The 21,376-nt window shown below is 70.5% G+C and carries 18 protein-coding genes and 2 pseudogenes; 12 read left to right on the top strand and 8 right to left on the bottom strand.

Features of this window, described 5'->3' with window-relative positions; genetic code table 11:
* The first annotated feature begins 68 nt into the window (after window positions 1–68).
* Window positions 69–644: a hypothetical protein gene (locus tag H6726_10595; GenBank protein MCB9658085.1), complete on the top strand. Its 576-nt coding sequence runs from the start codon at window positions 69–71 to the stop codon at window positions 642–644.
* Between the two features lie 25 nt (window positions 645–669).
* Here the strand turns inward: H6726_10595 and H6726_10590 are convergent, their stop codons facing one another.
* From H6726_10590 to H6726_10580, 3 genes and pseudogenes are all read right to left on the bottom strand, one after another.
* A complete protein-coding gene (locus H6726_10590; protein ID MCB9658084.1) occupies window positions 670–1,989 on the bottom strand; it encodes a sulfotransferase in 1,320 nt (439 codons plus the stop codon).
* Between the two features lie 60 nt (window positions 1,990–2,049).
* A pseudogene (locus H6726_10585) lies at window positions 2,050–2,391 on the bottom strand (SCP2 sterol-binding domain-containing protein).
* A 21-nt stretch (window positions 2,392–2,412) separates the two neighbouring features.
* Window positions 2,413–3,648: pseudogene (locus H6726_10580) on the bottom strand (MBL fold metallo-hydrolase).
* A 138-nt stretch (window positions 3,649–3,786) separates the two neighbouring features.
* Here H6726_10580 and H6726_10575 point away from each other — a divergent pair.
* The 3 genes from H6726_10575 to H6726_10565 are packed head-to-tail and all read left to right on the top strand — an operon-like array spanning window position 3,787 to window position 7,315.
* Window positions 3,787–4,494: a TetR/AcrR family transcriptional regulator gene (locus H6726_10575; GenBank protein ID MCB9658083.1), complete on the top strand. Its 708-nt coding sequence runs from the start codon at window positions 3,787–3,789 to the stop codon at window positions 4,492–4,494.
* On the top strand, window positions 4,491–6,377 hold the full coding sequence (locus H6726_10570) for an SDR family NAD(P)-dependent oxidoreductase (GenBank protein MCB9658082.1): 1,887 nt from the start codon (window positions 4,491–4,493) through the stop codon (window positions 6,375–6,377). The genes H6726_10575 and H6726_10570 overlap by 4 nt, the downstream gene beginning before the upstream one ends.
* Before the next feature lie 23 nt (window positions 6,378–6,400).
* Window positions 6,401–7,315, top strand: a complete 915-nt coding sequence (locus H6726_10565; GenBank protein ID MCB9658081.1) for a sterol desaturase family protein — start codon at window positions 6,401–6,403, stop codon at window positions 7,313–7,315.
* Between the two features lie 47 nt (window positions 7,316–7,362).
* Here H6726_10565 and H6726_10560 read toward each other — a convergent pair whose 3' ends face one another.
* Window positions 7,363–9,042: a formate--tetrahydrofolate ligase gene (locus H6726_10560; protein MCB9658080.1), complete on the bottom strand. Its 1,680-nt coding sequence runs from the start codon at window positions 9,040–9,042 to the stop codon at window positions 7,363–7,365.
* 87 nt (window positions 9,043–9,129) lie between these two features.
* Here H6726_10560 and H6726_10555 point away from each other — a divergent pair, with 87 nt between their 5' ends.
* The 6 genes from H6726_10555 (at window position 9,130) to H6726_10530 (ending at window position 14,517) form a co-directional block, all read left to right on the top strand.
* Entirely contained in the window at window positions 9,130–9,402 is a 273-nt protein-coding gene (locus H6726_10555) for a metal-sensing transcriptional repressor (protein ID MCB9658079.1), read from the top strand.
* Window positions 9,403–9,435: 33 nt separating this feature from the next.
* Window positions 9,436–9,672 carry a DUF2892 domain-containing protein gene (locus H6726_10550; protein MCB9658078.1) on the top strand — a complete coding sequence of 79 codons (237 nt, stop codon included), beginning with the start codon at window positions 9,436–9,438 and terminating at the stop codon, window positions 9,670–9,672.
* Window positions 9,673–9,841: 169 nt separating this feature from the next.
* Complete coding sequence (locus H6726_10545) at window positions 9,842–11,200, top strand: M20/M25/M40 family metallo-hydrolase (GenBank protein ID MCB9658077.1); 1,359 nt, start codon at window positions 9,842–9,844, stop codon at window positions 11,198–11,200.
* A 148-nt stretch (window positions 11,201–11,348) separates the two neighbouring features.
* The gene (locus H6726_10540) at window positions 11,349–11,843 is read left to right on the top strand and encodes a transcriptional repressor (GenBank protein MCB9658076.1); all 495 of its coding nucleotides are present in this window, start codon (window positions 11,349–11,351) and stop codon (window positions 11,841–11,843) included.
* Window positions 11,840–14,014, top strand: coding sequence for a catalase/peroxidase HPI (gene katG, locus H6726_10535; protein ID MCB9658075.1), 2,175 nt, complete (start codon window positions 11,840–11,842; stop codon window positions 14,012–14,014). The genes H6726_10540 and katG overlap by 4 nt, the downstream gene beginning before the upstream one ends.
* A 35-nt stretch (window positions 14,015–14,049) precedes the next feature.
* Entirely contained in the window at window positions 14,050–14,517 is a 468-nt protein-coding gene (locus tag H6726_10530) for a DNA starvation/stationary phase protection protein (protein MCB9658074.1), read from the top strand.
* 24 nt (window positions 14,518–14,541) lie between these two features.
* On the opposite strand, the gene H6726_10525 is transcribed toward H6726_10530, so the two are convergent.
* Window positions 14,542–17,025, bottom strand: coding sequence for a putative metal-binding motif-containing protein (locus H6726_10525; protein ID MCB9658073.1), 2,484 nt, complete (start codon window positions 17,023–17,025; stop codon window positions 14,542–14,544).
* A gap of 148 nt (window positions 17,026–17,173) precedes the next feature.
* On the opposite strand from H6726_10525, the gene H6726_10520 reads away from it, so the two are divergent.
* Window positions 17,174–17,851, top strand: coding sequence for a class I SAM-dependent methyltransferase (locus tag H6726_10520; protein MCB9658072.1), 678 nt, complete (start codon window positions 17,174–17,176; stop codon window positions 17,849–17,851).
* A 51-nt stretch (window positions 17,852–17,902) separates the two neighbouring features.
* Here the strand turns inward: H6726_10520 and H6726_10515 are convergent, their stop codons facing one another.
* A complete protein-coding gene (locus H6726_10515) occupies window positions 17,903–18,601 on the bottom strand; it encodes a DNA-3-methyladenine glycosylase I (protein ID MCB9658071.1) in 699 nt (232 codons plus the stop codon).
* 48 nt (window positions 18,602–18,649) lie between these two features.
* On the opposite strand from H6726_10515, the gene H6726_10510 reads away from it, so the two are divergent.
* Window positions 18,650–19,765, top strand: coding sequence for an FAD-dependent oxidoreductase (locus tag H6726_10510; protein ID MCB9658070.1), 1,116 nt, complete (start codon window positions 18,650–18,652; stop codon window positions 19,763–19,765).
* Window positions 19,766–19,882: 117 nt separating this feature from the next.
* Here H6726_10510 and H6726_10505 read toward each other — a convergent pair whose 3' ends face one another.
* Both H6726_10505 and H6726_10500 read right to left on the bottom strand, forming a co-directional pair.
* Entirely contained in the window at window positions 19,883–20,875 is a 993-nt protein-coding gene (locus tag H6726_10505) for a hypothetical protein (GenBank protein MCB9658069.1), read from the bottom strand.
* A gap of 47 nt (window positions 20,876–20,922) precedes the next feature.
* A complete protein-coding gene (locus H6726_10500; protein MCB9658068.1) occupies window positions 20,923–21,360 on the bottom strand; it encodes a DUF3052 family protein in 438 nt (145 codons plus the stop codon).
* Window positions 21,361–21,376: the final 16 nt, after the last annotated feature.

The raw sequence follows: 21,376 nt of genomic DNA, 5'->3' as shown, positions 1-21,376 counted from the left end.
AACGAACGCACGTTTTACGCAAAATTTGGGGCTGGCGCGGACCGCGAGACGCCGTATCCTGCCAACAAATGCACACTAGTCGTATCACCGTCTCCGATCCTGCCCGTGGTTCCGTCTGCTCGGAGCGGGCCGCACCTGCTCGGTTTGGACGCGCGCTGGTGTGGACATTGCCCGCCGTCACGCTGCTCGCCATCGGCTGCGCCTCGGAGCGCGCTGAGCCCACGAACGGACACGTGAGCGCTTCGGCCGCGACGGCTACGAACGAGCATGCCGCAGAGGCGGCCGCGCCCGGCAGCGAGACCGCTGCGCCGCCGACCGTGGAGCCCATTCGCGCCGACAGCCCCGCGAACGCCATGCTGGAGCTGGCGGTGCGCGCCGAGGCCGCGGGGGCAGCTGCTGCAGGCCAGGGCCCATGCGAGGCCGCCCTCGCCTCGGCCACCGCGCTGACGCAGGCCGTGCCCGGCAACCGTCCGCCACCGGACCGAGAGGCGTTCCTGGCCGCGTGCGAGACGCTGCCCGAGGGTGCGCGCCGCTGCATGGAGATGGCCTACGCACGGCAACACGCGGAGGAGTGCCAGGCCGCGTCGGCGCAGGTGTCGCCGGAGCACCGCGCCGCCTTCGCCGCAGCGATGGGCCGCCGCTGAGCCGACGCGCCATCGACGTCCGCGGCTACTCGGGGCGCACGCCGAAGCGGTCGATGTAGAAGTCGAAGCGCCTGCGCAGGTCGGCCGGTTCGGCGCCGAACTGCCCTCGCAGGTCGTAGCGCACGCGGCCCTCCTTCCCGCGCGGGTGCGCGCGCAGGAACGCGGCTTGCTCGTCGCGTGAGCGCTCTGTGCGCGGCAAGGCATAGAGCGCGTAGATGCGGTCGAGCGTGCCCTCCGTGTCGGCCATGAAGGTGTGGAAGCGAGAGTCGTACGAACGCTCCGCACCGACGAGCTCGCGGTCCGCGACGCCCCGTCGCAGCAGGTGCTCGAGGCGGTCGCTCCAGTAGCCGAGCAGGCCCGGCATGTCATACGACGTGCGCGACATGCGCTGCGCGTAGCCGAGCATGGTCACGGTGGATTGGATGACCGCCACCGGGTCCCGATGGGTGAACACGACGGTCGCGTCGGGGAAGGTCGCGAGCAGCGCGGGCAGCTGCTCGAAGTGCTGCGGGCACTTGAGCACCCAGGGGGCGTTCCCCCGTCCGTCCCGGTGCTGGAGGATCTTGAGGACCTTCGCCAGGTAGGCGTAGTGGGGCGTCTGATCGGTCGACAGGTAGTGGTCGCGGAAGCGCGGCACGTGCCCGGTCCACTCGAACAAGTACGATGCGAAGTCGGGCCCCATCAGCTCGAGCTCTTCGTGCACGTGGTCCGGGTTCATCGGGTGCATCGCGGCGACATAGGGGGCCATACCGCGCATGCCGGCCCAGTTCGCGGCGCAGCGCAGGTAGCGTGGGTCGGCGCGCAGCTGCTCGACGCCCAGCCAGTCGCGCGCGCGCTCGGGCAGCCAGCCGTCTACGCGCCCGGCGGCGCGTTCCGCCCACGCTGGCGAGCGCGCCTCGCGCGGGTTGGGCAGCGGCTCCATCGAGACCCACAGCGGCAGCGAGCGGAAGCGCGTGTCCGCCGCGAGCAGGTTCACGAGGTGCGTCGTGCCGCTGCGAGGCAGTCCGACGACGATGAGGGGCCGCTCGATGCGCGCCGTCAGCGCGTCGGGGTGCTCACGCACGTACGCCTCGATCAGCAGCCGGTTGCTCGCGTAGCGGACCAGCTCGCCGCGCACCATGCGCTTGCCCACCTCGCTCATGCCGGGGTCGGCCGCGTAGTCCTCCGTCAGCAGCTGGAGCCGCGCCTCGAAGTCGCGCGGACCGAACTCGTCGAGCCCGGTGCGGCGTCGGGCGTCCGCAAGCACCTGCTCGGGGTCGAAGGTGGTGTGCCCGCGCGAAGCGAGCCACTTGATGCTGCGCTGAGACGGCGTGAGCACGGGGGCGCCCAGGTCGTCGACGAACAGGACGTTGTTGGCTGCGGGGTTGGCGCCCTTCGCGGCGCGTGCAGGACGGCTGATCTTCGCGAAGATGGCCTCCAGCGGGATGGCCTTCTTGCGGTCACCCTCGAACTTGATCTTGCCCTGCAGCGCGGCCTTGAGCGGGTGCAGTTCCCCGTAGTTCAACGCGAGGAAGTCCACGTCGCGGATGGCGATGCGACAGTCCGGGGAGGGGTGGGCGCCCTCGACGACACGGCAGGTGCCGCCCTCCACCACGACATGCCAATGCCCTGCCTCGGCCCCCGTGATGTCGTACTGGTAGACCGCGACGAGCCCGCCCGCCGCCGAGGGGACGAAGCGCGCGGGCAAGCCCGCCATGAGCGCCGCGACCTCGCCCGCGCGGACCTCGTCGGGTTCCTTCGCGACCATGCGCACCTCGAGGGACGCCTGCTGCGCGCGGAGCCACCCGCCGAGCCAGAAGTTCTGCGCGTCGTCGGGTTCCTGCAGCAGCGCCACGTGAGCCTCACGCGCGAGCGAGAGGGCTGCGGCGTGGGTCGGCGCGGACTCGAGCACGGCCTCGGCCAACGACAGCGCGAGCACGGGTTCGGACGGGAGCGCGGCCCGCCCCCTGGCCACGGTGGCCTCTGCACCCGCGAGCTCCGCCAGCACCCGCTGTGTGGGGACGCGCGGATAGAGCTCGGTCGTGGAGCGCAGCTTGAACCACCCGAGGTAGCTCTCCCAGAACGTGCGGACGGCCCACGCGACGCGACCGTAACCCTGACCGACGAACAGCTCGTCCGGCAGCTGGATGCGGGCGGCGAGCGCGTCGATGTCCTCGCCGGCGTTGATACCGTCGAGCGTCTGCTCGTGCACGTAGCGCACGGCGGCCTCGAGCCGATCCAGACACACGCGGATGAGCTCGCGTCCGACGATGGGGTCGCCGTGCCCCGTGATGAGGATCTCCGGCGCCAGCGCGCGCACCCGCGCGAGGGAAGCGACGTAGGCGCCGGCGTAGCGGTACTTGTCGCCGCGCACGGTGTTGAAGTTGGGGAAGTGGGGAAAGAGCGGCCCGAACAGGTTGCCGCTGAAGAGGATGCCTTCGTCCTCGAGGTGCACGACGGCGCTGTCCACGGTCTCGCCGCCAGGCGTGGCGTGCAGCACGAAGCGCCGACCACCGACCAACAGCTCCTCGCGCTCGACGAACGTCCGGTCCGGTAGGGGCGCGTCCTGCACGACGGCGTCGGGGTGCTCACGCGCGACGGTGAGTGCGTGGTCGATGACGTCCGAGAACCAGACGTAGCTGTGCGACTGGCGCCGCCCCGCGATGCGCGCGTCGTCGGCTTGGCACGCGGCGTTCGCGGCTTGCGCGACGAAGACGGTGCCCTCTTCGCGGAACAACCCGACTCCGCCGACGTGGTCGACGTGCCCCTGCGTGACGAGGATGTGGGTGGTCGGCCCCGGACACGCCGCGTCGAAGTTGCGCTTGTGGGTGTAGGCCTCGAAGCCGAGGCCGGTGTTGATGATCACGCGACCGACCTGGGTGCGGACGGCGTAGGCGTTGGAGGTGCCGCGCGACATGAAGACGCCCGGCGCGACCTCCCGCGCTTCGGGGGCATCGGCCTCCTTCAGGGCTTCACCAAACGGGCGGGCGCGCACCAATTCTCGGACGGGGTCTTGCTCGGACATGGTCACCTCGGGTCGCGAGGCTTATAAGGCATATGCCTTAGATGTGCAACCAAAGCTCACACTCATACCGATCCCATTCATTCTCTACAAGACGAAAACAGATTGCTGACTTGAGGCGATCGCCCTACACTATTCTGCGTGCGCCCCGATTCCCTCGCCACCCGTGCCCGCCTGATCGCCGCGGCCGAGCAGCTCTTCGCCGACCGCGGCATCGACGCGGTGTCCATGAACGAGGTGCAGCGCGCGGCGGGGCAGAAGAACAAGTCGGCCCTCCAGTACCACTTCGGCACGAAGGAGCAGCTGCTGCAGGCCATCCTCGAGAAGCACACCCCGGGCATCGAGCTGCGCCGGCACAGGCTGCTCGACGGGGTCGAAGCCGCGGGCACGCTGGACCTGCGGGCGCTCATGGAGGCGCTGGTCCTGCCCGTGGCGGAGAAGCTGGACGACCCCGACGGTGGCCGCGCCTACCTCGCCATCTTCGGTCAGATCGTGGGGGGTCCGCGCACGTCGACCTTCTGGAACGACGCGCGCCTCGGCAACCGCGGGGCCGATCGCCTGCAGCGCCTGCTGCTGCGCGTGGTGCCTGGGCTCCCTGCGCCCGTCCGCATGGCGCGCTACCTGCTCGTGACCGAGCTGTTGTTCCATGGTCTGTCGGACTTCGGGCGCCTCGTGACCAGCGACCCCCAGCTCTTCCCGCCGTCCGCGCGTGAGCTGTTCGTCTCGAACCTGGTCGACGTGCTCACCGCCGTGGCCTCGGCCGAGGTGTCTGGGCAGACCCGCGCGCTCCTCCCGCCCCACGTCACCGCCACCGCAGACGCCGCCGACGGAACGAACGAGACCCCATGACCGCCGCACACACACCTCCTCGCGTCTGCCTGATCACCGGCCCCACCAGCGGCCTCGGCGAGGCGACCGCACTCGCCCTCGCTGGCCAGGGGATGCAGCTGGTGTTGTTAGGGCGCAACCGCGACAAGCTGCGCGACGTGTCGTCGCGCTGTGTGGCGCTCGGCGCCCCCGAGCCGCACCTGCTCGTGGCAGACATGGCTGTGCAGTCCGACGTGCGGCGCGCGGCCGCGGAGTTCCTGGCCACGGACCTCCCGCTGCACGTGCTCATCCACAACGCGGGCATGGTGAACCAACGCCGCCGCGTCACGGTGGACGGCGTCGAGGAGACGTTCGCCGTGCACTACGTCTCGGCCTTCCTGCTCACGTGCCTCTTGGTCGATCGGCTGGTCGCGTCGCGTCCGGCCACCATCCTCCACACGGCCTCCGACATCTACCCCTACGGCCGCCTCGCGCTCGACGACGCCCGCGCCGAGCGCGGCTTCCAGCCCCTGGGCGCCTACGCCAGGTCCAAGCTCGCCACGGTCCAGCTGACGCGCATGTTGGCGGAGCGCCTCTTGCCCCACGGCGTGTCCGTCAACGCCTACAACCCGGGCATGAACTACACGAACCTCGGGCTGTCGAACAACTCGGGCGCCACCAAGACCGTGGCCGACTTCTTCTGGAGCCGCATCGCCGCGCCGGTCTCGGACGGCATCGAGATCCCCGTGCGCATCGCGAGTGCCCCCGACCTGCTCGCGGAGAACGGGGCGCTGTACATGCGCGGCGAGCGGAAGCCCATGGTCCCGAAGGCCACCGACGAACGCGTGGGGAGCGCGCTCTTCGCGCGCAGCGAGGAGCTCGCGCAGCAACGCTGGCCTGCCGCGTACGGGAGGCCAGCGGCGGTCCGTGTGGGAGACGAGGTCCGCTTCGGCGTGCTCGGCGCAGCGCGCATCGCCCCCTTCGCCCTGTTGAAGCAGACGCCGAGCGTTCCCGGCGTGCGGGTCGCGGCCGTAGCCGAGGAGTACCAGTCCTACGACGACACGCTCGCGTATGCGAAGAAGCACGCCATCCCCCGCGTCCACCGGCGCTTCGAGGACCTGCTGCGCGACGATGACGTGGACGCCGTGTACCTCGCCCTGCCCACGCGCATGCACGCCGCACAGGCGCTCGCCACCATCGCGGCCGGCAAGCACTTGCTGTGCGAGAAGCCGCTCGCGTCGAACGCCGACGAGGCGCGTCGCGTGCACGCGGCGGCGGAGTCCAGCGGGCTCGTCGTGGCCGAGGCGATGCACTCCCTGCATCACCCGCTGGTTCCGCACCTGCGCGCGCTGTTGGGCGGCGGGGAGCTCGGCGAGCTGGTGCGCGTCGAGGCGGGCTTCAGCGCCTACATCCCGCAGCGGGACTTCCGCTTCGTGTACGAGCTGAGCGGCGGCGTCATGCTGGACATGGGCTGCTACCCGGTCGCGTTCCTGCGTGCGGTGCTGGGCACGGAGCCCGAGGTGCGCAGCGCCACCGCCACGCCCGTCGCCCCCTCGGTGGACGGTGTGATGGACTCTCGGCTCGCGTTCCCGAACGCGCCGGACGTGCGGCTCTTCGTCGCCATGCGCTCGTTGCGGAGGCCGCTCGAGGTGCGCATGCGCTTCATCGGCACGCGCGGCTCCGTGGACCTGCTCAACTTCATCAAGCCCGAGGTCTACCACCACCTCGTCGTGCGGAGCCCACGGGGCCGGCGGGTGGTGCGCGTGCCCGGCGGATCCACCTACCAGTCGCAGCTGCGCGCGTTCACCGAAGCCGTGCGCGGTGGACCCCCCATCGTGACCACGACGGGCGAGGCCGTGCGCACGCTCGAGGTCATCGACGCGATCTACCGCGAGGCCGGGCTGCCCGTGCGAGGGCTGGGGTGACGCCCCGAGGAGTCGCTGCAGCCGTGGTGCGCCACGCCACCTTTCCGCTGTTCACGTTCGGGCCAGCCGCCGTGGTGCTCGCGTCGCTCGGCGCGGACGCTAGCCGCGCCGAGCTCCCGGGGTGGGACACCTTCGCCCTGGGCGGCGCCCTCATCGTCGGCACCTACGTCGCGCTCGCCGTCTTGGAGCGGGCCTTCCCTCACCGCCCTGCGTGGAACCAGTCGCAGGACGACGTCCGCGCCGACGTCGCGTACTTCGTGCTGGTCGGCCCCGCGAGCGCCATCGCCGGAGGCGTGCTCGCCGCGCTCGCCGGGAGTGCCCTGCACGCGACGCTGCCGGAGGCCGTGCAGCCCACGCTCTGGCCTCGGCACTGGCCCGCCTGGACGCAGGTGCTGCTCGCGTGCGGCATCGCCGAGCTGGGCCACTACGCCGCCCACAGGCTCGGTCACGAGTGGCCGCTGCTGTGGCGCCTGCACGCCATCCATCACAGCGCCAAGCGCCTCTACTGGCTGAACGCCACGCGCTTCCACCCGCTGGACCTCGCCGTGCTCGCGTTCCTGCAGGCGCTCCCGCTCGAGGTGCTCGGCATCCCGCCCGGCATCTTCGTCGCCTACTTCGTCGCGTCGTCGTGCTACGGGCAGCTCCAGCACTGCAACATCGACCTCGACGCGCGCGCCTATGCCTGGTTCTTCGCCACGCCCGAGCTTCACCGCTGGCACCACTCGACCGATCCCGCCGAGGGCGACAGCAACTACGGCGCCATCCTGATCGGGTGGGACGTGCTCTTCCGTACGCGCTTCTGGCCAGGGCGCCCCATCGACGCTCCGGTCGGCATCGGGTCGCTCCCCCGCTTCCCAACCGGGCTGCTGGCCCAGCTGCGCGCGCCGTTCCGGTGGCGCGCGGTGGAGCGCGAGGCGGGTCCCGACGCCACGCCCTGAGCACAGGTGGCCACCGCGCCTGCGCAGCTGTGGGGCCTCATCGCTCGTCAACGCAGCCCGACGATGACGCCGTCGCGCACGTCGATGCGCTCGGCTAGCGGTCGACGAGGGAGGCCCGGCATGCGCACCACGTCACCGGTGAGGACCACGACGAACCCTGCCCCGGCGTTCACCCGCAGCCCGCGCACGGTGAGCGTGAAGTCGCGTGGCCTGCCGCGGCGGGTGGGGTCGTCAGAGAGCGAGCTCTGGGTCTTCGCGATGCACACAGGCAGGGCCCCATGGCCCAGCCGCTCGATGTCGCGCAGCTCGCGCTCCGCGGCCTTGGTGAACGTCACGCCCGAGGCGCCGTACATCGAGCGCGCCACCCGCTCGATCTTCTCGGGGATGGACGCCTCGAGGGGGTAGAGCACGGGCGGGGTGGGCGAAGCGCTCGCCTCGCGGCACGTCGCCATCACGGTGCGCGCCAGCGCGACGGCACCTTCCCCACCACGCGCGAAGTGGTCCGAGACTTCGAACGGCACGCCCAGCGCTTCGCAGCAGCGCGCAACCTCGCTCACCTCACGCGGATCGTCGGAGTCGAAGCGGTTCAGCGCCACCACCACGGGCCGGCCGAACAGCCTGGCGCTCTCGACGTGCGCCACGAGGTTGGGCAAGCCCTCGCGGACGGCCTCGGCGCTGACCTCCGCCGCGCGCTCCAGCGCCTGCCCGCCGTGCATCTTGAGCGCGCGCACCGTCGCGACGATGACGACGCCGTCCGGGACGAGCCCAGCGGCGCGGCACTTGATGTCGAAGAACTTCTCCGCCCCGAGATCGAAGCCGAAGCCCGCCTCCGTGAACGTCCACTCCGCGTGGTGCATCGCCATCCGGGTCGCCAAGACCGAGCTACAGCCGTGCGCGATGTTGGCGAACGGCCCGCCGTGGACGATGGCGGGTGTGCCCCCGAGGGTCTGCACGAGGTTCGGCGCCAGCGCGTCCCGCAGCAGCGCGAGCATCGCCCCCGTTGCGCCGACGTCCCGCGCGGTCACGGGCTGTCCACCCCGCGTGTAGGCCACCACCACGCGCTCGAGCCGCGCGCGCAGGTCGTCGAGCCCCTCGGCGAGGCACAGCATCGCCATGACCTCGCTCGCTGCCGTGATGTCGAACGACGCCTCTCGCGGGACCCCCTGCCCCACCCCACCGAGTCCGATCACCACGTCGCGCAGCGCCCGCTCGTTCAGGTCCAGCACGCGGGGCCAGACGACACGGCGAGGGTCGATGTCGAGGGCGTTGCCGAAGTGGAGGTGGTTGTCGACGAGCGACGCGAGCAAGTTGTGCGCCGAGGTGATGGCGTGGAAGTCACCGGTGAAGTGGAGGTTGATGCGGTCCGCAGGCGTGAGCCGGCTCTGGCCGCCGCCCGTGGCCCCACCCTTGAGCCCCAGGCACGGCCCCATGCTGGGCTCGCGGAGCGCGAGGCAGACGCTCTCGCCGAGCGCCGAGAACGCCTGACCGAGCCCGATGGACGTGGTGGTCTTGCCCTCCCCGGCGGGCGTGGGGGTGATGGCGCTCACCAGCACCAGCTTGCGTCGGGTCGACCCGAGCGGAGACGATCGAGACAGCGCGTCGAGGCTCAGCTTCGCGACGTCGCGGCCAAAGAGGACGACGTCGTCCTCGTGAACGCCGAGCCGCTCGGCCACGTGAGCGATGGGAAGCGACGCGGGGACGGACGCGCGGTCGAGGGATGAGGGCATGGCCGCGGAGTGTACTACCGGCGACACGTCCGCGTCTTGACATATACTCTACGGGGTATAGTATACAACAGGTCACACGGAGCTCCCATGCACGCACTCGACGAGAGCAACAAGGCCGCGCTCGGCAACCGCCTCGCCCGCATCGAAGGGCAGGTGCGCGGCCTCCGCAAGCTCATCGAGCAGGACGCGGACTGCGAGAAGGTGGCGCAGCAGATGGCTGCGGCGCGCAAGGCGCTGGACAAGACCTACCACGAGCTGCTGGCCTGCATGATCGAGCGCGAGCTGCGTGTGGATGGGCAGAGCGAGCGCGCCGCGAAGAACCTCGCGCAGGTGCGCGCGCTGTTGAGCAAGTACGGCTGAGGCGAGACTCGGCCTCGAGAAGGAGCGACACTCATGAGCAACGTCACCGTCAACCAGGGCCTCCGCGTGATGGCCGGGACCTTCACCCTCGCGAGCGTGGCGCTCGGCTGGTTCGTGCACCCGGCGTTCTTCCTGTTCACCGCCTTCGTCGGGCTGAACCAGCTGCAGAGCGGCTTCACGGGGTGGTGCCCCGCCATGTGGATGCTCGAGCGCGCGGGCCTGCGCAAAGAGGCGCCCATCGGGGCGGAAGGCGAGAGCTGCTGCAGCTGAGGACCGTGCGCGCTAGGCGACCGTGGGGGCGCCGCCCTCGGTGGCACGCACCCATGACGGCTTCCGCGAGCGACCCATCGCACGGTCGCTCCGAGCCGCCGCGGCGCCGTCTCACCGACGATGTCGAGCGCTCTTCGTGGCGCGGACCCCCGCGTGTAGAGTGGGCTCCATGACCGACCTCGCCCGCTTCCGCGCCGACGCTACGCTCACCCAGCACGCGGTGGACCTCTGTCAGGCGTTGCTGCGCATCGACACGACCAACCCTCCCGGGAACGAGCGCGAGGCCGCCGACCTGTGCGCCACGGAGCTGCGCGAAGGTGGCCTCGAGCCGGTCATCCTCGAGAGCGCGCCCGGCCGCGCCAACGTCGTCGCGCGCTTGAAGGCGACGCGTGACGTGGGCAAGCGACCGTTGCTGCTGACGGCGCACCTCGACGTCGTGGGCGTGGACCCCGAGCACTGGGACCACCCGCCGTTCGGCGGGGTCATCGCCGACGGATGCCTGTGGGGACGCGGCGCGATCGACATGAAGAACATGGCGGCGATGTCGGTGGCCGTGCTGAAGCGGCTCGCGCAAGAGCGTGTCGCGCTCGACCGCGACCTCATCTTCGCCGGGGTGGCCGACGAAGAGGCGGGCTGCAAGCATGGCTCGTTCTGGCTGGCGGACCACCACCCCGAGCTGGTGCGCTCGGAGTTCGCGCTGGGCGAGGGCGGCGGGTTCAACATGCACCTCGGGAACCGCAACTTCTTCGTGGTGCAGGTGGCCGAGAAGGGCGTCTGCTGGGTCAAGGCGCGCGTGCGTGGCGAACCCGGGCACGGATCGCTGCCTCGCCCCGACTCGTCGGTGCACAAGCTGGCGGCCGGCATCGAGCGCCTGCGTCGGCGGGGTCTGTCCAAGCGGGTCACGCCGGTCATGCGCGACTTCCTCGCGGCCCTGGCCGAGGGACAGCCCAGCGCGGTGAAGGCGCTGCTGCCGCGCCTGCTCGAGCCGCCCGTAGCCGAGCACCTCCTGCGGCTGCTGCCCGACCAGAGCGTCGCGCGCGCGCTCGGGGCCATGGTGGCGAACACGGCCTCCCCCACGGTGGTGCGCGCAGGCAGCAAGACCAACGTCATCCCGTCGCTGGCCGAGGTGGACATCGACGGCCGCATCCTGCCCGGGACTACCACGGAGGAGTTCCTCGCCGAGCTGCAACACGTGCTGGGACCCGACTTCGAGCTCGAGGTGACGAACGCCTGGAACCCCATGGTCACGTCCCCGCGCGAGTCCGGCTTCCTCGACTGCATCCACGAGGTCATGGCCGAGCGCGAACCCGACGCCCCGCTCGTGCCCTACCTGATGCCAGGCTTCACCGACGCCACCGCGTTCACCAGCATCGGGGCGCGCTGGTACGGGTTCGCCCCCGTGAAGCTCCCGAAGGGCATGCGCTTCGCCGACATGTTCCACGGCCACAACGAGCGCATCCCCGTCGATGGGCTGCGCTGGGGGACGGAGACGCTGACGGACCTGCTCGTGCGCTTCGCGGGCGTGTGAGGTCTCGCGATGAGCTGATGTGGAGAGGCGGCCCCCGAGCGCGACGGACACACCCACCGGGACCCACAATCTCGCTCGCCCGGGGTTGACATCGGAGTATTCGTCGGCACACTCCTAAATAGTTATCACTCCTATTTAGGAACAACACGTGAAAGTCCCCGAGAGCGAGATCGATAGACGCGTCGAGCACTTCACCGCAGCCGCCCGGCGCGCGGGGCTCAAGCTGACGCACCAGCGCCTCCAGATCTTCCGCGCCGTCGCGGCGAGCCTCGAGCACCCGAGCGCAGAGGCGGTCTACCGCGAGGTGCGCACCACGACGCCCACCGTGTCGCTCGACACGGTCTACCGCACGCTGTGGACGCTCACCGACCTCGGGGTGCTGACCACCCTCGGCCCGCGCCAGGACAGCATGCGCTTCGACGCGAACGTGGCGAACCACCACCACTACGTCTGCACCCGCTGCGGCTTGGTGCGCGACTTCGAGAGCGACGACCTCGACGCGCTCGAGGTGCCCGACACTGCCAGGCGCTACGGGCAGGTCGTCAGCGCGCACATCGAGGTCCGAGGCATCTGCGACGACTGCGTCCGCGCGGCGGCGAGTGAAGAACCCGACACCCGAAACCAGAGAGGGAGAAGACCATGAGCAACGACCAGGCAAAGAGCGCGAGCACGGGGAAGTGCCCTGTGGCCCACGGCGGAAACACGAACGTCGGCGCAGCTGCCGCGGGGTGGTGGCCGAAGGCGCTGAACCTCGACATCCTCCACCAGCACGACGCGAAGACCAACCCGCTGGGCGGCGAGTTCAGCTACCGGAAAGAGCTCGCGAAGCTCGACGTGGCCGCCTTGAAGAAGGACCTGCACACGCTGATGACCGACAGCCAGCCCTGGTGGCCAGCCGACTGGGGCCACTACGGCGGACTGATGATCCGTATGGCGTGGCACGCCGCGGGCACCTACCGCGTGGCGGACGGTCGCGGCGGCGGGGGCACCGGCAACCAGCGCTTCGCGCCGCTGAACTCGTGGCCCGACAACGTCAACCTCGACAAGGCACGGCGGCTGCTGTGGCCCATCAAGCGCAAGTACGGCAACCGCGTGAGCTGGGCCGACCTGATCCTCCTCGCGGGGACCATCGCGTACGAGTCGATGGGCCTCGAGACGTTCGGCTTCGGGTTCGGCCGTGAGGACATCTGGCACCCGGAGAAGGACATCGACTGGGGCTCGGAGAAGGAGTGGCTCGCCGCCAACCGCTACGAAGACCAGAGCCGCGAGACCCACGACAACCCGCTGGCCGCGGTGCAGATGGGGCTCATCTACGTCAACCCCGAGGGGGTCAACGGCAAGCCCGACCCGCTGCGCACCGCGGCGGACGTGCGCCTCACGTTCGCGCGTATGGCGATGAACGACGAGGAGACCGTCGCGTTGACCGCGGGTGGTCACACAGTCGGCAAGGCCCACGGCAACGGCGACGCTTCCAAGCTCGGACCGGATCCGGAGGGCGCCGCTGTCGGTGAGGCGGGCCTCGGATGGAAGAACCCGAAGGGCAGCGGCCACGGGCGTGACACCGTCACGAGCGGCATCGAGGGCGCCTGGACCACGCACCCGACGCGCTGGGACAGCGGCTACTTCGACATGCTCTTCGGGCACGAGTGGGAGCTGAAGAAGAGCCCCGCGGGCGCGTGGCAGTGGGAGCCCGTGGAGATCGCCGAGGACGACAAGCCGGTCGACGTCCAGGATCCGAGCATTCGCTACAACCCCATCATGACCGACGCCGACATGGCGATGATCAAGGACCCCGAGTACCGCAAGATCTCGGAGCGGTTCCACAAGGACCCGGCGTACTTCTCGAAGGTGTTCGCCCGCGCGTGGTTCAAGCTGACGCACCGCGACATGGGGCCCAAGGCCCGCTACTTCGGGCCCGACGTACCGCAGGAGGACCTCCTCTGGCAGGACCCGGTCCCCGCGGGGAGCACGGGCTACGACGTAGCCGCCACGAAGGCGCGCATCGAAGCGAGCGGCCTATCCGTGAGCGACATGGTCAGCACCGCGTGGGACAGCGCGCGCACCTTCCGCGGCTCCGACATGCGCGGCGGGGCGAACGGCGCGCGTATCCGGCTCGCTCCGCAGCGTGACTGGGCGGGCAACGAGCCCGAGCGGCTCGCCCGCGTGCTCGGGGTGCTCGAGGGCATCGCCAAGGAGTCCGGGGCGAGCGTGGCGGACGTCATCGTGCTGGCGGGCAACGTGGGCATCGAGCAGGCCGCGCGCGCCGCCGGGGTCGAGGTAGACGTGCCGTTCGCGCCGGGGCGTGGCGACGCGACCGACGGGATGACGGACGCCGAGTCCTTCGCGCCCCTCGAGCCGCTGCACGACGGATACCGCAACTGGCTGAAGGCGGACTACGGCGTGAGCGCGGAGGAGCTGCTGCTCGACCGCACACAGCTGATGGGCCTGACCGCGCCCGAGATGACCGTGCTCGTCGGTGGCATGCGCGTCCTCGGCACCAACCACGGCGGCACGGCGCACGGCGTGTTCACGGACCGCGTGGGCGTCCTGAGCAACGACTTCTTCGTCCACCTCACGGACATGCGCTACGCGTGGGCGCCCGCTCCCGACGGAACGTTCGAGCTGCGCGAGCGCGACAAGGGAACCGTGGCGTTCACCGCGACGCGGGTGGACCTGGTGTTCGGCTCCAACTCCGTCTTGCGCGCCTACGCCGAGCTGTATGCCCAGGACGACAACCACGAGCGGTTCGTGCGCGACTTCGTCGCCGCGTGGACCAAAGTCATGAACGCCGACCGCTTCGACCTCGAGGCGTGAGTCACGTCGCCCCAAACGAAAATGGAGAACCCCTCATGAAGATCGACATTGGCATCGAAGCCGCCAAGCGCGAGGAGATCGCGAACGGGCTGTCACGCGTGCTCGCGGACTCCTACACGCTCTACCTCAAGACCCACAACTTCCACTGGAACGTCACGGGGCCCATGTTCCAGACCCTGCACCTCATGTTCGAGACGCAGTACAACGAGCTGGCGCTGGCCGTGGACCTCGTCGCCGAACGCATCCGCGCGCTGGGGCTCCCCGCGCCGGGCACCTACCGGCAGTTCATCGAGCTCTCGTCCATCAAGGAGGAAGACGGCGTCCCCAAGGCCTCCGACATGATCACGAAGCTGGTCGACGGGCACGAGACCGTCGCCCGCACGGCGCGCGAGGTGTTCAAGACCGCCGAGAGCGTCAGCGACCAGCCGACCTGCGACCTGCTCACCCAGCGCATGCAGGTGCACGAGAAGACCGCGTGGATGCTGCGCAGCCTGCTCGAGTGAGGCCGTCTGCGAGCGGCACCGGCTTCACGGAGCGCAGGTGCCGCCCTGCGTCGCCGTGAAGCGGGCGGTGCCGATGAAGCCCTGCATGTTGGCGCCGTAGCCGAGCGAGAGCGCGAGGCGGATGCGGTCGCCGGTCTGCAGGGCGGGGCCGCACGCCTCGGTGGCGCTCTCGCAGCACCCGACGGCAGCCAGTACGTTGCCGGCACCGTCGATGCTGTCGACGCACACTTCGGTCTCGTTCACACCCGTGGACGGGTCGTCGGGGTGGATCGTCATGCGGAGTCGCTGGGTGAACGTCGCGCTGCTGGTTCCGTCGCAGTCGACCGCACCGAACGCGTTGTCCACCAGCGTGGCGCTGCGAAGGATCGGGTCGTCGCCGGGATGCGCCAGCGCGCGCAGATAGCCGCGGTCTCCCACGTTCCGCCAGCGCCACTGCGCGGCGTAGCCCACGCGGTCGTAGGGCACGCCTTGGTCCGCGGCCGCGCCGACCTTCGTCGAGCGGCCGTCCGCGGTGAGCAAGAACAGGGCCCAGCCGTGGGTGGCGACCGGCGCGTCCGTGTGGTTGCACAGGAGGGTCGCTGTGCCTTCGATGACGAGCGTGCCGTACCCGAGGGTCAGGAACGGCGCCATGGCCGAGCCGGCTCCGGACGTGTTGTCGGACGGCCCAAACAGCACGGCCGCCCCCACGCGGGTGGCGTCGCCGAACACGACCGTGTCGTCGTCCGCGACGCCCTGGCTCTGCGTGGTGGTCGCCAACGCCGCGTCGTCCGCGAGCGACCCGTCGTTGTCGTCGTCACAGTAGTTGCAGACCTCCGCCGCCTGGCAGGTGCCCCAGACGCACCCCGCGCTACACGTCTGCGTGGCGGCCGTCGGGCACCCGTTGTTGCACGACCTGGGCGCGTCTCCGCCCATGCCCACCGGGAGCGGACTGCACGGCTGGTTCTCGTCGAACGCCCCGTTGCAGTTCTCGTCGCCCCCGCCGCACACCTCGGGGCCGGTCGTCGTGGGACACGCGCTCCACGTCCCGCTGTCGCAGGTCTGCGTCGCCTGCCCACACGCCCCGAGGAAACCCGCCTCGCTGCACGGTCGAGTCGCGGTGCCGCTGCACGCGCAGTCCTCGTTGGTCTCTCCGTCGCAGTCCTCGTCCAGCATTGCGGCGTCGCAGGCCTCGCCCGCCGACGGGTGCTGTGCGGCGTTGGCGTCGTTGCAATCGAACACGCTCGCCACGGGAACGCGCGTGGTCTCTTGCACGAGGCACGCGCAGCGGGAGACGAAGGTCGACCCCAGCGGCGCGTAGCTGTCGCTGTCCTGGTCGGGGTAGCAGTGCACGCGGAGCCCCTCGTCCACCTGCCCGTTGCAATTCTCGTCGCGTCCCGTGGCGTCGCAGACCTCGAGCTGGTTGGGGTTCACTTGAGCGGTCGCGTCGTTGCAGTCCGTGGTGCTCGGTGAGTCCGGGGCGAGCGCCGTGGTGCCCGCGCCACATACGCAGCGGGGCGTCGGCGCAGCCCCCGCCGCGGCGAAGCCGTCCGAGTCGCCGTCGGGGTAGCACAGCGTCTGGAGACCTTCGTCGATGGTGCGGTCGCAGTCCTCGTCGCGTCCATCGCACAGCTGCTCGTCCGCGAACTCGGGGAAGACGGCCGAGCAGGCCTGAGGCAGTCCGCCCACGCACTGCTGGACCCCCAGCGTGCAGATCCCGATGTCGCTGATGCCGCACGGAAGATCGACGTTGTCCACGCAGCCACACGTCTCGTCGATGAACCCGTCGCAGTTGTGGTCGACCGCGCCGTCGCAGATGTCCGTCACCACCCCGGGGTTCACGTTGGGGAACATGTCGTTGCAGTCGCCCGGGATGGGCGAGTAGCCAGGCGGGGCGCCGCAACGCATGACGAAGTCGGTCGTCACGCCGTAGCCATCACCGTCGAAGTCCCGGTAGAAGCGAAACTCCGGGTTCTCGTCGACCTCGCCGTCACAGTCGTCGTCCACCCCCGCGTTGCAGTCGTCGATGGCGGCCGGGTTCACCGCGATGCGCGTGTCGTCACAGTCCAGGCCACACAGGAGCTCCCCGCCGGGCTGCGTGTTGCAGCACATGTCCGAAATGAACTGGTCGAGATCGAGATCGGGGCCCAGGGTGGACGGGTCACAGTCTTCGTCGTGGCCCAGCGCGTCGCACACCTCGGGGTTTCCGGGGAAGCGGTTCGGGTCGTCGTCGTCGCAGTCGGACCCGCCGCAAGCCACGGAGACCACCCCATCGTTGTCGCGGTCCCCGGTGGGGTCGCACTCGGCCACACACGCCCGAGACGACTCGCTGCATGCCCCAGACCCGCACGGGGCGACACCGGCGACGCACGTGCTCGGACTCCCCTCGCCATCCCCGGGAACGCACTGCTCCGGCCCGTTGCAGTAGACCCCGTCGTCGCAGTCCAGGGCGGTCGTGCACGCGCCCTGACCCGCGTCGTCCCCACCTACTTCGGGCCCGTGCCCACAGCCGGGCGCGCAGAGCAAGAGCATAACGGAGATGCCCAAGCATGCGCGTGGGCAAGGACTCGTCGGCGGACACGTTTTCACTATCACGAGAAGATAGCACCCATCTCACCACATGGATCATGGCGTCCCCGGATGCGGTGCGACGCCTCCGGCGACCTGCTACGAACACGCCATGATCAAGCACCTCGGAACGCTGGAGGATGTCGACGCGCTCGCGCAGCTCGGCGCATGGGCTGGGTGGGACGTCCTGGACGTGGGCTGCGGCCCAGGCCGGCTGAGTCGCGCGCTCGCTCAGCGCGGTGCGCGTGTGCGAGGCTTCGAACCCGACCCGGTGCAGGCCGCGAAGAACGCCGCCGCACCGACAGCGGCCGGTGTGACGTTCGCCCTAGCCCCCGCCGAGGCGCTCCCCGTCGTGGACGCGTGCGCCGACGCGGTCGTCCTGTCGCGCTCGCTGCACCACGTCCCCGCGCAGCACATGGACACGGCCCTGCGGGAGGCGCAGCGCGCGCTGCGTCCGGGCGGCGCCCTGTTCGTGCTGGAGCCCGACATCCACGGGCAGTTCAGCCAGGTGATCCGGCCGTTCCACGACGAGACGGAGGTGCGCGCGTTGGCCCTCGCCGCGCTCGACCGAGCCGCCACACGCTTCGAGCGCGTAGAAGAGTGCTGGTACACGACCGAGGCGCGCTTCGAGTCCTTCGCTGCGTTCAAGGCCCACATGATCGGCATGAGCTTCAACGACATCGTGGCGGAGCGCATCGAGCAGCCCGAGGTCGCGGCCGCGTTCGAGGCGGGGCGTGACGCGGACGGCTACCGGTTCACCAATCCGACCCGCGTGCGGGTGTTTCGCTGAGCCGCGCGCCCGCACGGCGCGACTGCCCCACCATCGGCCCACCCGCAGGCGTCAGTGCGCGCCGCCGGACGCGTCCGGATCGGGGCTCGCCACGGTGCACGCCAGCGTCAGGCTGATCGTCGCCAGGTCGCGCCCGCTCTCGGCGCGCCAGCGGTCGAACGCGGCCTGAACGGCACGTAGGTCCGCTTTGGACGTGGGCTTCTTCTGCACCACCCCGAGCCCGATGAGGGCCGTCACGACGTCGTTGCTCAAGATGAATGTGTCCTTCCCCATCTTGCGCAGCACGCGCGGCCCGGTGTCGCCACCGAGACGACCGCCGCGTTCCTTCAGCATCGCCCACAGCCCCGTGATGTCGGAGGGAGGCCACGCGGCAACAAAGCGCCCGAAGCTGCCGTGCTCCGCGGCGACGTCCGCGACGAAGCCCGCGTTGTCGAGGACCGCTCGGATCTTGGCCGCGTTGCGCACGATGCGTGGATCGCGTCCGAGTCCGTCCACCTGCTGGTCGGTCAGCGCCAGCAGCACGCGCGGGTCGAAGCCGGAGAAGGCCTCCTCGAACCCGGGCCACTTCGTCTCGATCACCTTCCACGAGAACCCGGCCTCGAAGAGGGCCCGCGCCATGGCCGCCACCCAGCGGTGGTCTTCTGTCGCGGCGAGCTCCGCCTCGCTCAGCGTTGCGGGGAAGCGTGCCTCGAGAGCCTTCTTGCCTTTGCGTGCGGCGGCCCGAGCGTAGATCTGCTTGAACGTCTCCATGATCGCGCCGGTCCTTCCTCCGGCGTGGAGGATGGTAGAACGCTCGCCATGAAGAAGCGCATCGTGATCGCAGGCCTCGGCGACACCGGGCTGCTGGTGGCCCTGGGCCTGCACCCCGAGGTCGAGGTCATCGGCGTCTCGCCGAAACCGTGTCTGGTGAGCGGGCAGGAGCTCGGCACGCGCGTCGCCCGGCCCGGGCTGTGGCGCGAGCACTACCTCGTGGACTTTGCGCGCTACCGCAAGCTGCGCGGGATGGCGACGCGCCACGGCCTGATCACGCGCCTGCTCCCGGAGCGAGACGAAGTCGTGGTACGTCGCATGGACGGAACCGAGGAGACGCTGCGCTACGACGCCTTGGTGCTCTCCATGGGCGTGACCAACGGTTTCTGGCGTACGGCTACGCTCGAGGGGCGTGAGGACGTGGAGCAGGGGATCGACGAGGTCGCGTCGCAGCTGGCGGCCGCCGCTTCCGTGGCGGTCGTGGGGGGCGGTGCGACGGCCGCGAGCGCCGCCTCGAACCTGAGGGAGGCGCACCCGGACAAGCCCGTGACGCTCTTCTTCGGTGAGCGCGGGCTGCTCCCGGACTACCACCCGCGCGTGCGCAAGCAGGTCGTGGCGCGACTCGAGCGTCAAGGCGTGGCGCTGCGCCCGGGCCACCGCGCGGTGATGCCCGCGGGCTTCGCGGGTGAGCGGCTGACCCCCGGGCCGATCGCGTTCTCGAGTGGGCAGCCCGCCTTTCAGGCGGACGCCGTCCTCTGGGCCGTGGGCCGGCTGCAGCCCAACACGAGCTTCGTGCCGGCCAACATGCTCGAGGAGGACGGCTTCGTGCGCGCCGACCCCCAGCTGCGCGTGCCGGGCTACAACAACGTGTTCACGGTGGGCGACGTGGCCGCCACGGACCCGAACCGCAGCTCGGCGCGCAACTCCGGCTTCCTGACGGTGGCGCACAACGTGCGATGCCTACTCGAAGGGCGCGAGGACCGCATGAAGGCGTTCGAGGCCACGCCTCATCGCTGGGGCTCGGTGCTGGGCGTCCAGCACGACGGCATGCGCGTGTTCGCGCCCAACGGGCTCAGCGTGGGCATCGGGTTGTTCTGGGTGCGCAACGTGCTGTTCCCGCTCGTCGTCCGGCGTGGGATCTACAAGGGCGTGGACCCCGCCTGATGGCATCCGCCGATTCGTGGGTGCACAGGCCACAAAGAACGCTCCCGAGTCGGTCGAGGTCGGTCGCCTCCCGGCCTTTCGTTCCGAGCCTCGCGGACTTGGGCCCGCCACGCGGGGTCATACCTTGCGCCCACCACGCTGCGTGAGCTCGCCCCCCAGCTGGCGTACCCAGGTTTCGTAGTGCTTGCGGTCTGCGCGGTCGGTGAGCAGGTACAGCTGCTTCGAGGGGGCGCCAGTGGACAAGATGCTGCGCGTCATCCACGCCCCGCGGGCGCCATCGCGGTGGACCAGGACCTGTGCGCGTCCCCCTTCGGCCGCGAGGAGCGTGACGTCCCCCCCGCGGAGGAGGGCGTCGTCGGACACGCCCCGAAAGCACAGCGACCCTGCATTTCCGGGTGTCTTGCCCGGGTCCACGTATCCGCTGAGCCACGCCAGCGGGAGCTCGTCCCACGGCAGCGCCTGCACGAGCTCGGCGACCTTCGAGAACGCGAGCCACACGCGGGCGTCGGCGGCGTCCACGCTGTCGTCGTACGGAAGCAGCAGCCCACCGCCCGCGGCCATCAACCCCGGGTGCAGGTCCGGCAGCAGCAGCTCGCCAGAAAGAGGCCGCGAGGGCTCGAACGCCACGCGACCGCCGCCCCCCATCGCCAACGTGACCAGGTGCTGGGCGACGTACCGAGAGAACGTCGGCGACGCGACGACGGGGCCGTCGAGGTCGCTGTTCAGCCCCATCACAGGGGGGTCCTCCACGTCGGCGTCGAGGTCCAGGTACCAGACCGAGAAGCCGTCCTGAGCCAGCGCGAGGGGGCGCACGGGGACCTGCTGCGGATCCACGCCGAGGCGGTCGAAGACGAGACGCTGCTCGCTGGGCGTATGCACCAGCGCCACGCGAGGGTCGGGGAGCACGGACTCCCAACGCGCGTCGTAGCCGACGTTGGCGAAGAACTCGGCGGCGGCGGGTGGGAGCGCGGCGAGCAGCGGCGCCGATGCTGCATCCCCGAGGGGAGCGCGCACGGGCACCGGCTTCCGAGCGCGAGGCCCCCGGAGGCGCGCGTCCATGTCCTGCAGGAGGTCGACGAGGCGGCTGAAGCGGTGATGCGCGGGTTGCACGTGGGCCCAGTCTACGACGCGAGCCCGCGGCAATTCCCCCGCATGGATCAGCGCTTCTTCGGTCGGTCCGCGACGCGCACGACGCACCGCAGGCCAGACCACGTGGCGTCCACGGCGCAGACCTTGTTGTCCACCAAGCCGGCTGCCAGCGCGACCGCGCGGACCACGTCCTCCGTGACGTCGGTGCTCACCCCGGACGCGCGCTTCGGCCAGGCCACCCAGAGCCCGCCGAACGGGTCGAGCGCGCTCACCGTGCGCGCGAAGCGCGTCTCGAGCACGCGACGCTCGGTCACGAACCAGACGATCACGTCGCGCGCCGCCCCGCGCAAGGTCGACGCGATGGGACCGTCGTGCTCGTAGGCGGCCAGCTCGGCGGGCAACGGCGAAGGCGCGTTCAGGTATGCGAGCCGCTGTCCGGGTTTGATGCCGAGCTTCTTCACCAGAGGCGTGCCGGAGTAGCCCGCCGTCGGTGGGACCGGGCGCAGGTCTTCCCGAGCGCCC

It is taken from the genome of Sandaracinaceae bacterium, from assembly GCA_020633055.1.
GTDB lineage: Bacteria > Myxococcota_A > Polyangia > Polyangiales > Houyiibacteriaceae > JADJJE01.
Note: the sequence above shows the minus strand (reverse complement) of the source record. Positions and strands in the feature narration are given on the sequence as shown.

Coding starts and splice junctions, on each gene's coding strand:
- H6726_10520 (MCB9658072.1), top strand. CDS start 17,174: ATGATCAAGCACCTCGGAACGCTGGAGGATGTCGACGCGCTCGCGCAG.
- H6726_10560 (MCB9658080.1), bottom strand. CDS start 9,042: ATGCCCTCATCCCTCGACCGCGCGTCCGTCCCCGCGTCGCTTCCCATC.
- H6726_10570 (MCB9658082.1), top strand. CDS start 4,491: ATGACCGCCGCACACACACCTCCTCGCGTCTGCCTGATCACCGGCCCC.
- H6726_10545 (MCB9658077.1), top strand. CDS start 9,842: ATGACCGACCTCGCCCGCTTCCGCGCCGACGCTACGCTCACCCAGCAC.
- H6726_10530 (MCB9658074.1), top strand. CDS start 14,050: ATGAAGATCGACATTGGCATCGAAGCCGCCAAGCGCGAGGAGATCGCG.
- katG (MCB9658075.1), top strand. CDS start 11,840: ATGAGCAACGACCAGGCAAAGAGCGCGAGCACGGGGAAGTGCCCTGTG.
- H6726_10515 (MCB9658071.1), bottom strand. CDS start 18,601: ATGGAGACGTTCAAGCAGATCTACGCTCGGGCCGCCGCACGCAAAGGC.
- H6726_10595 (MCB9658085.1), top strand. CDS start 69: ATGCACACTAGTCGTATCACCGTCTCCGATCCTGCCCGTGGTTCCGTC.
- H6726_10550 (MCB9658078.1), top strand. CDS start 9,436: ATGAGCAACGTCACCGTCAACCAGGGCCTCCGCGTGATGGCCGGGACC.
- H6726_10555 (MCB9658079.1), top strand. CDS start 9,130: ATGCACGCACTCGACGAGAGCAACAAGGCCGCGCTCGGCAACCGCCTC.
- H6726_10525 (MCB9658073.1), bottom strand. CDS start 17,025: ATGCTCTTGCTCTGCGCGCCCGGCTGTGGGCACGGGCCCGAAGTAGGT.
- H6726_10510 (MCB9658070.1), top strand. CDS start 18,650: ATGAAGAAGCGCATCGTGATCGCAGGCCTCGGCGACACCGGGCTGCTG.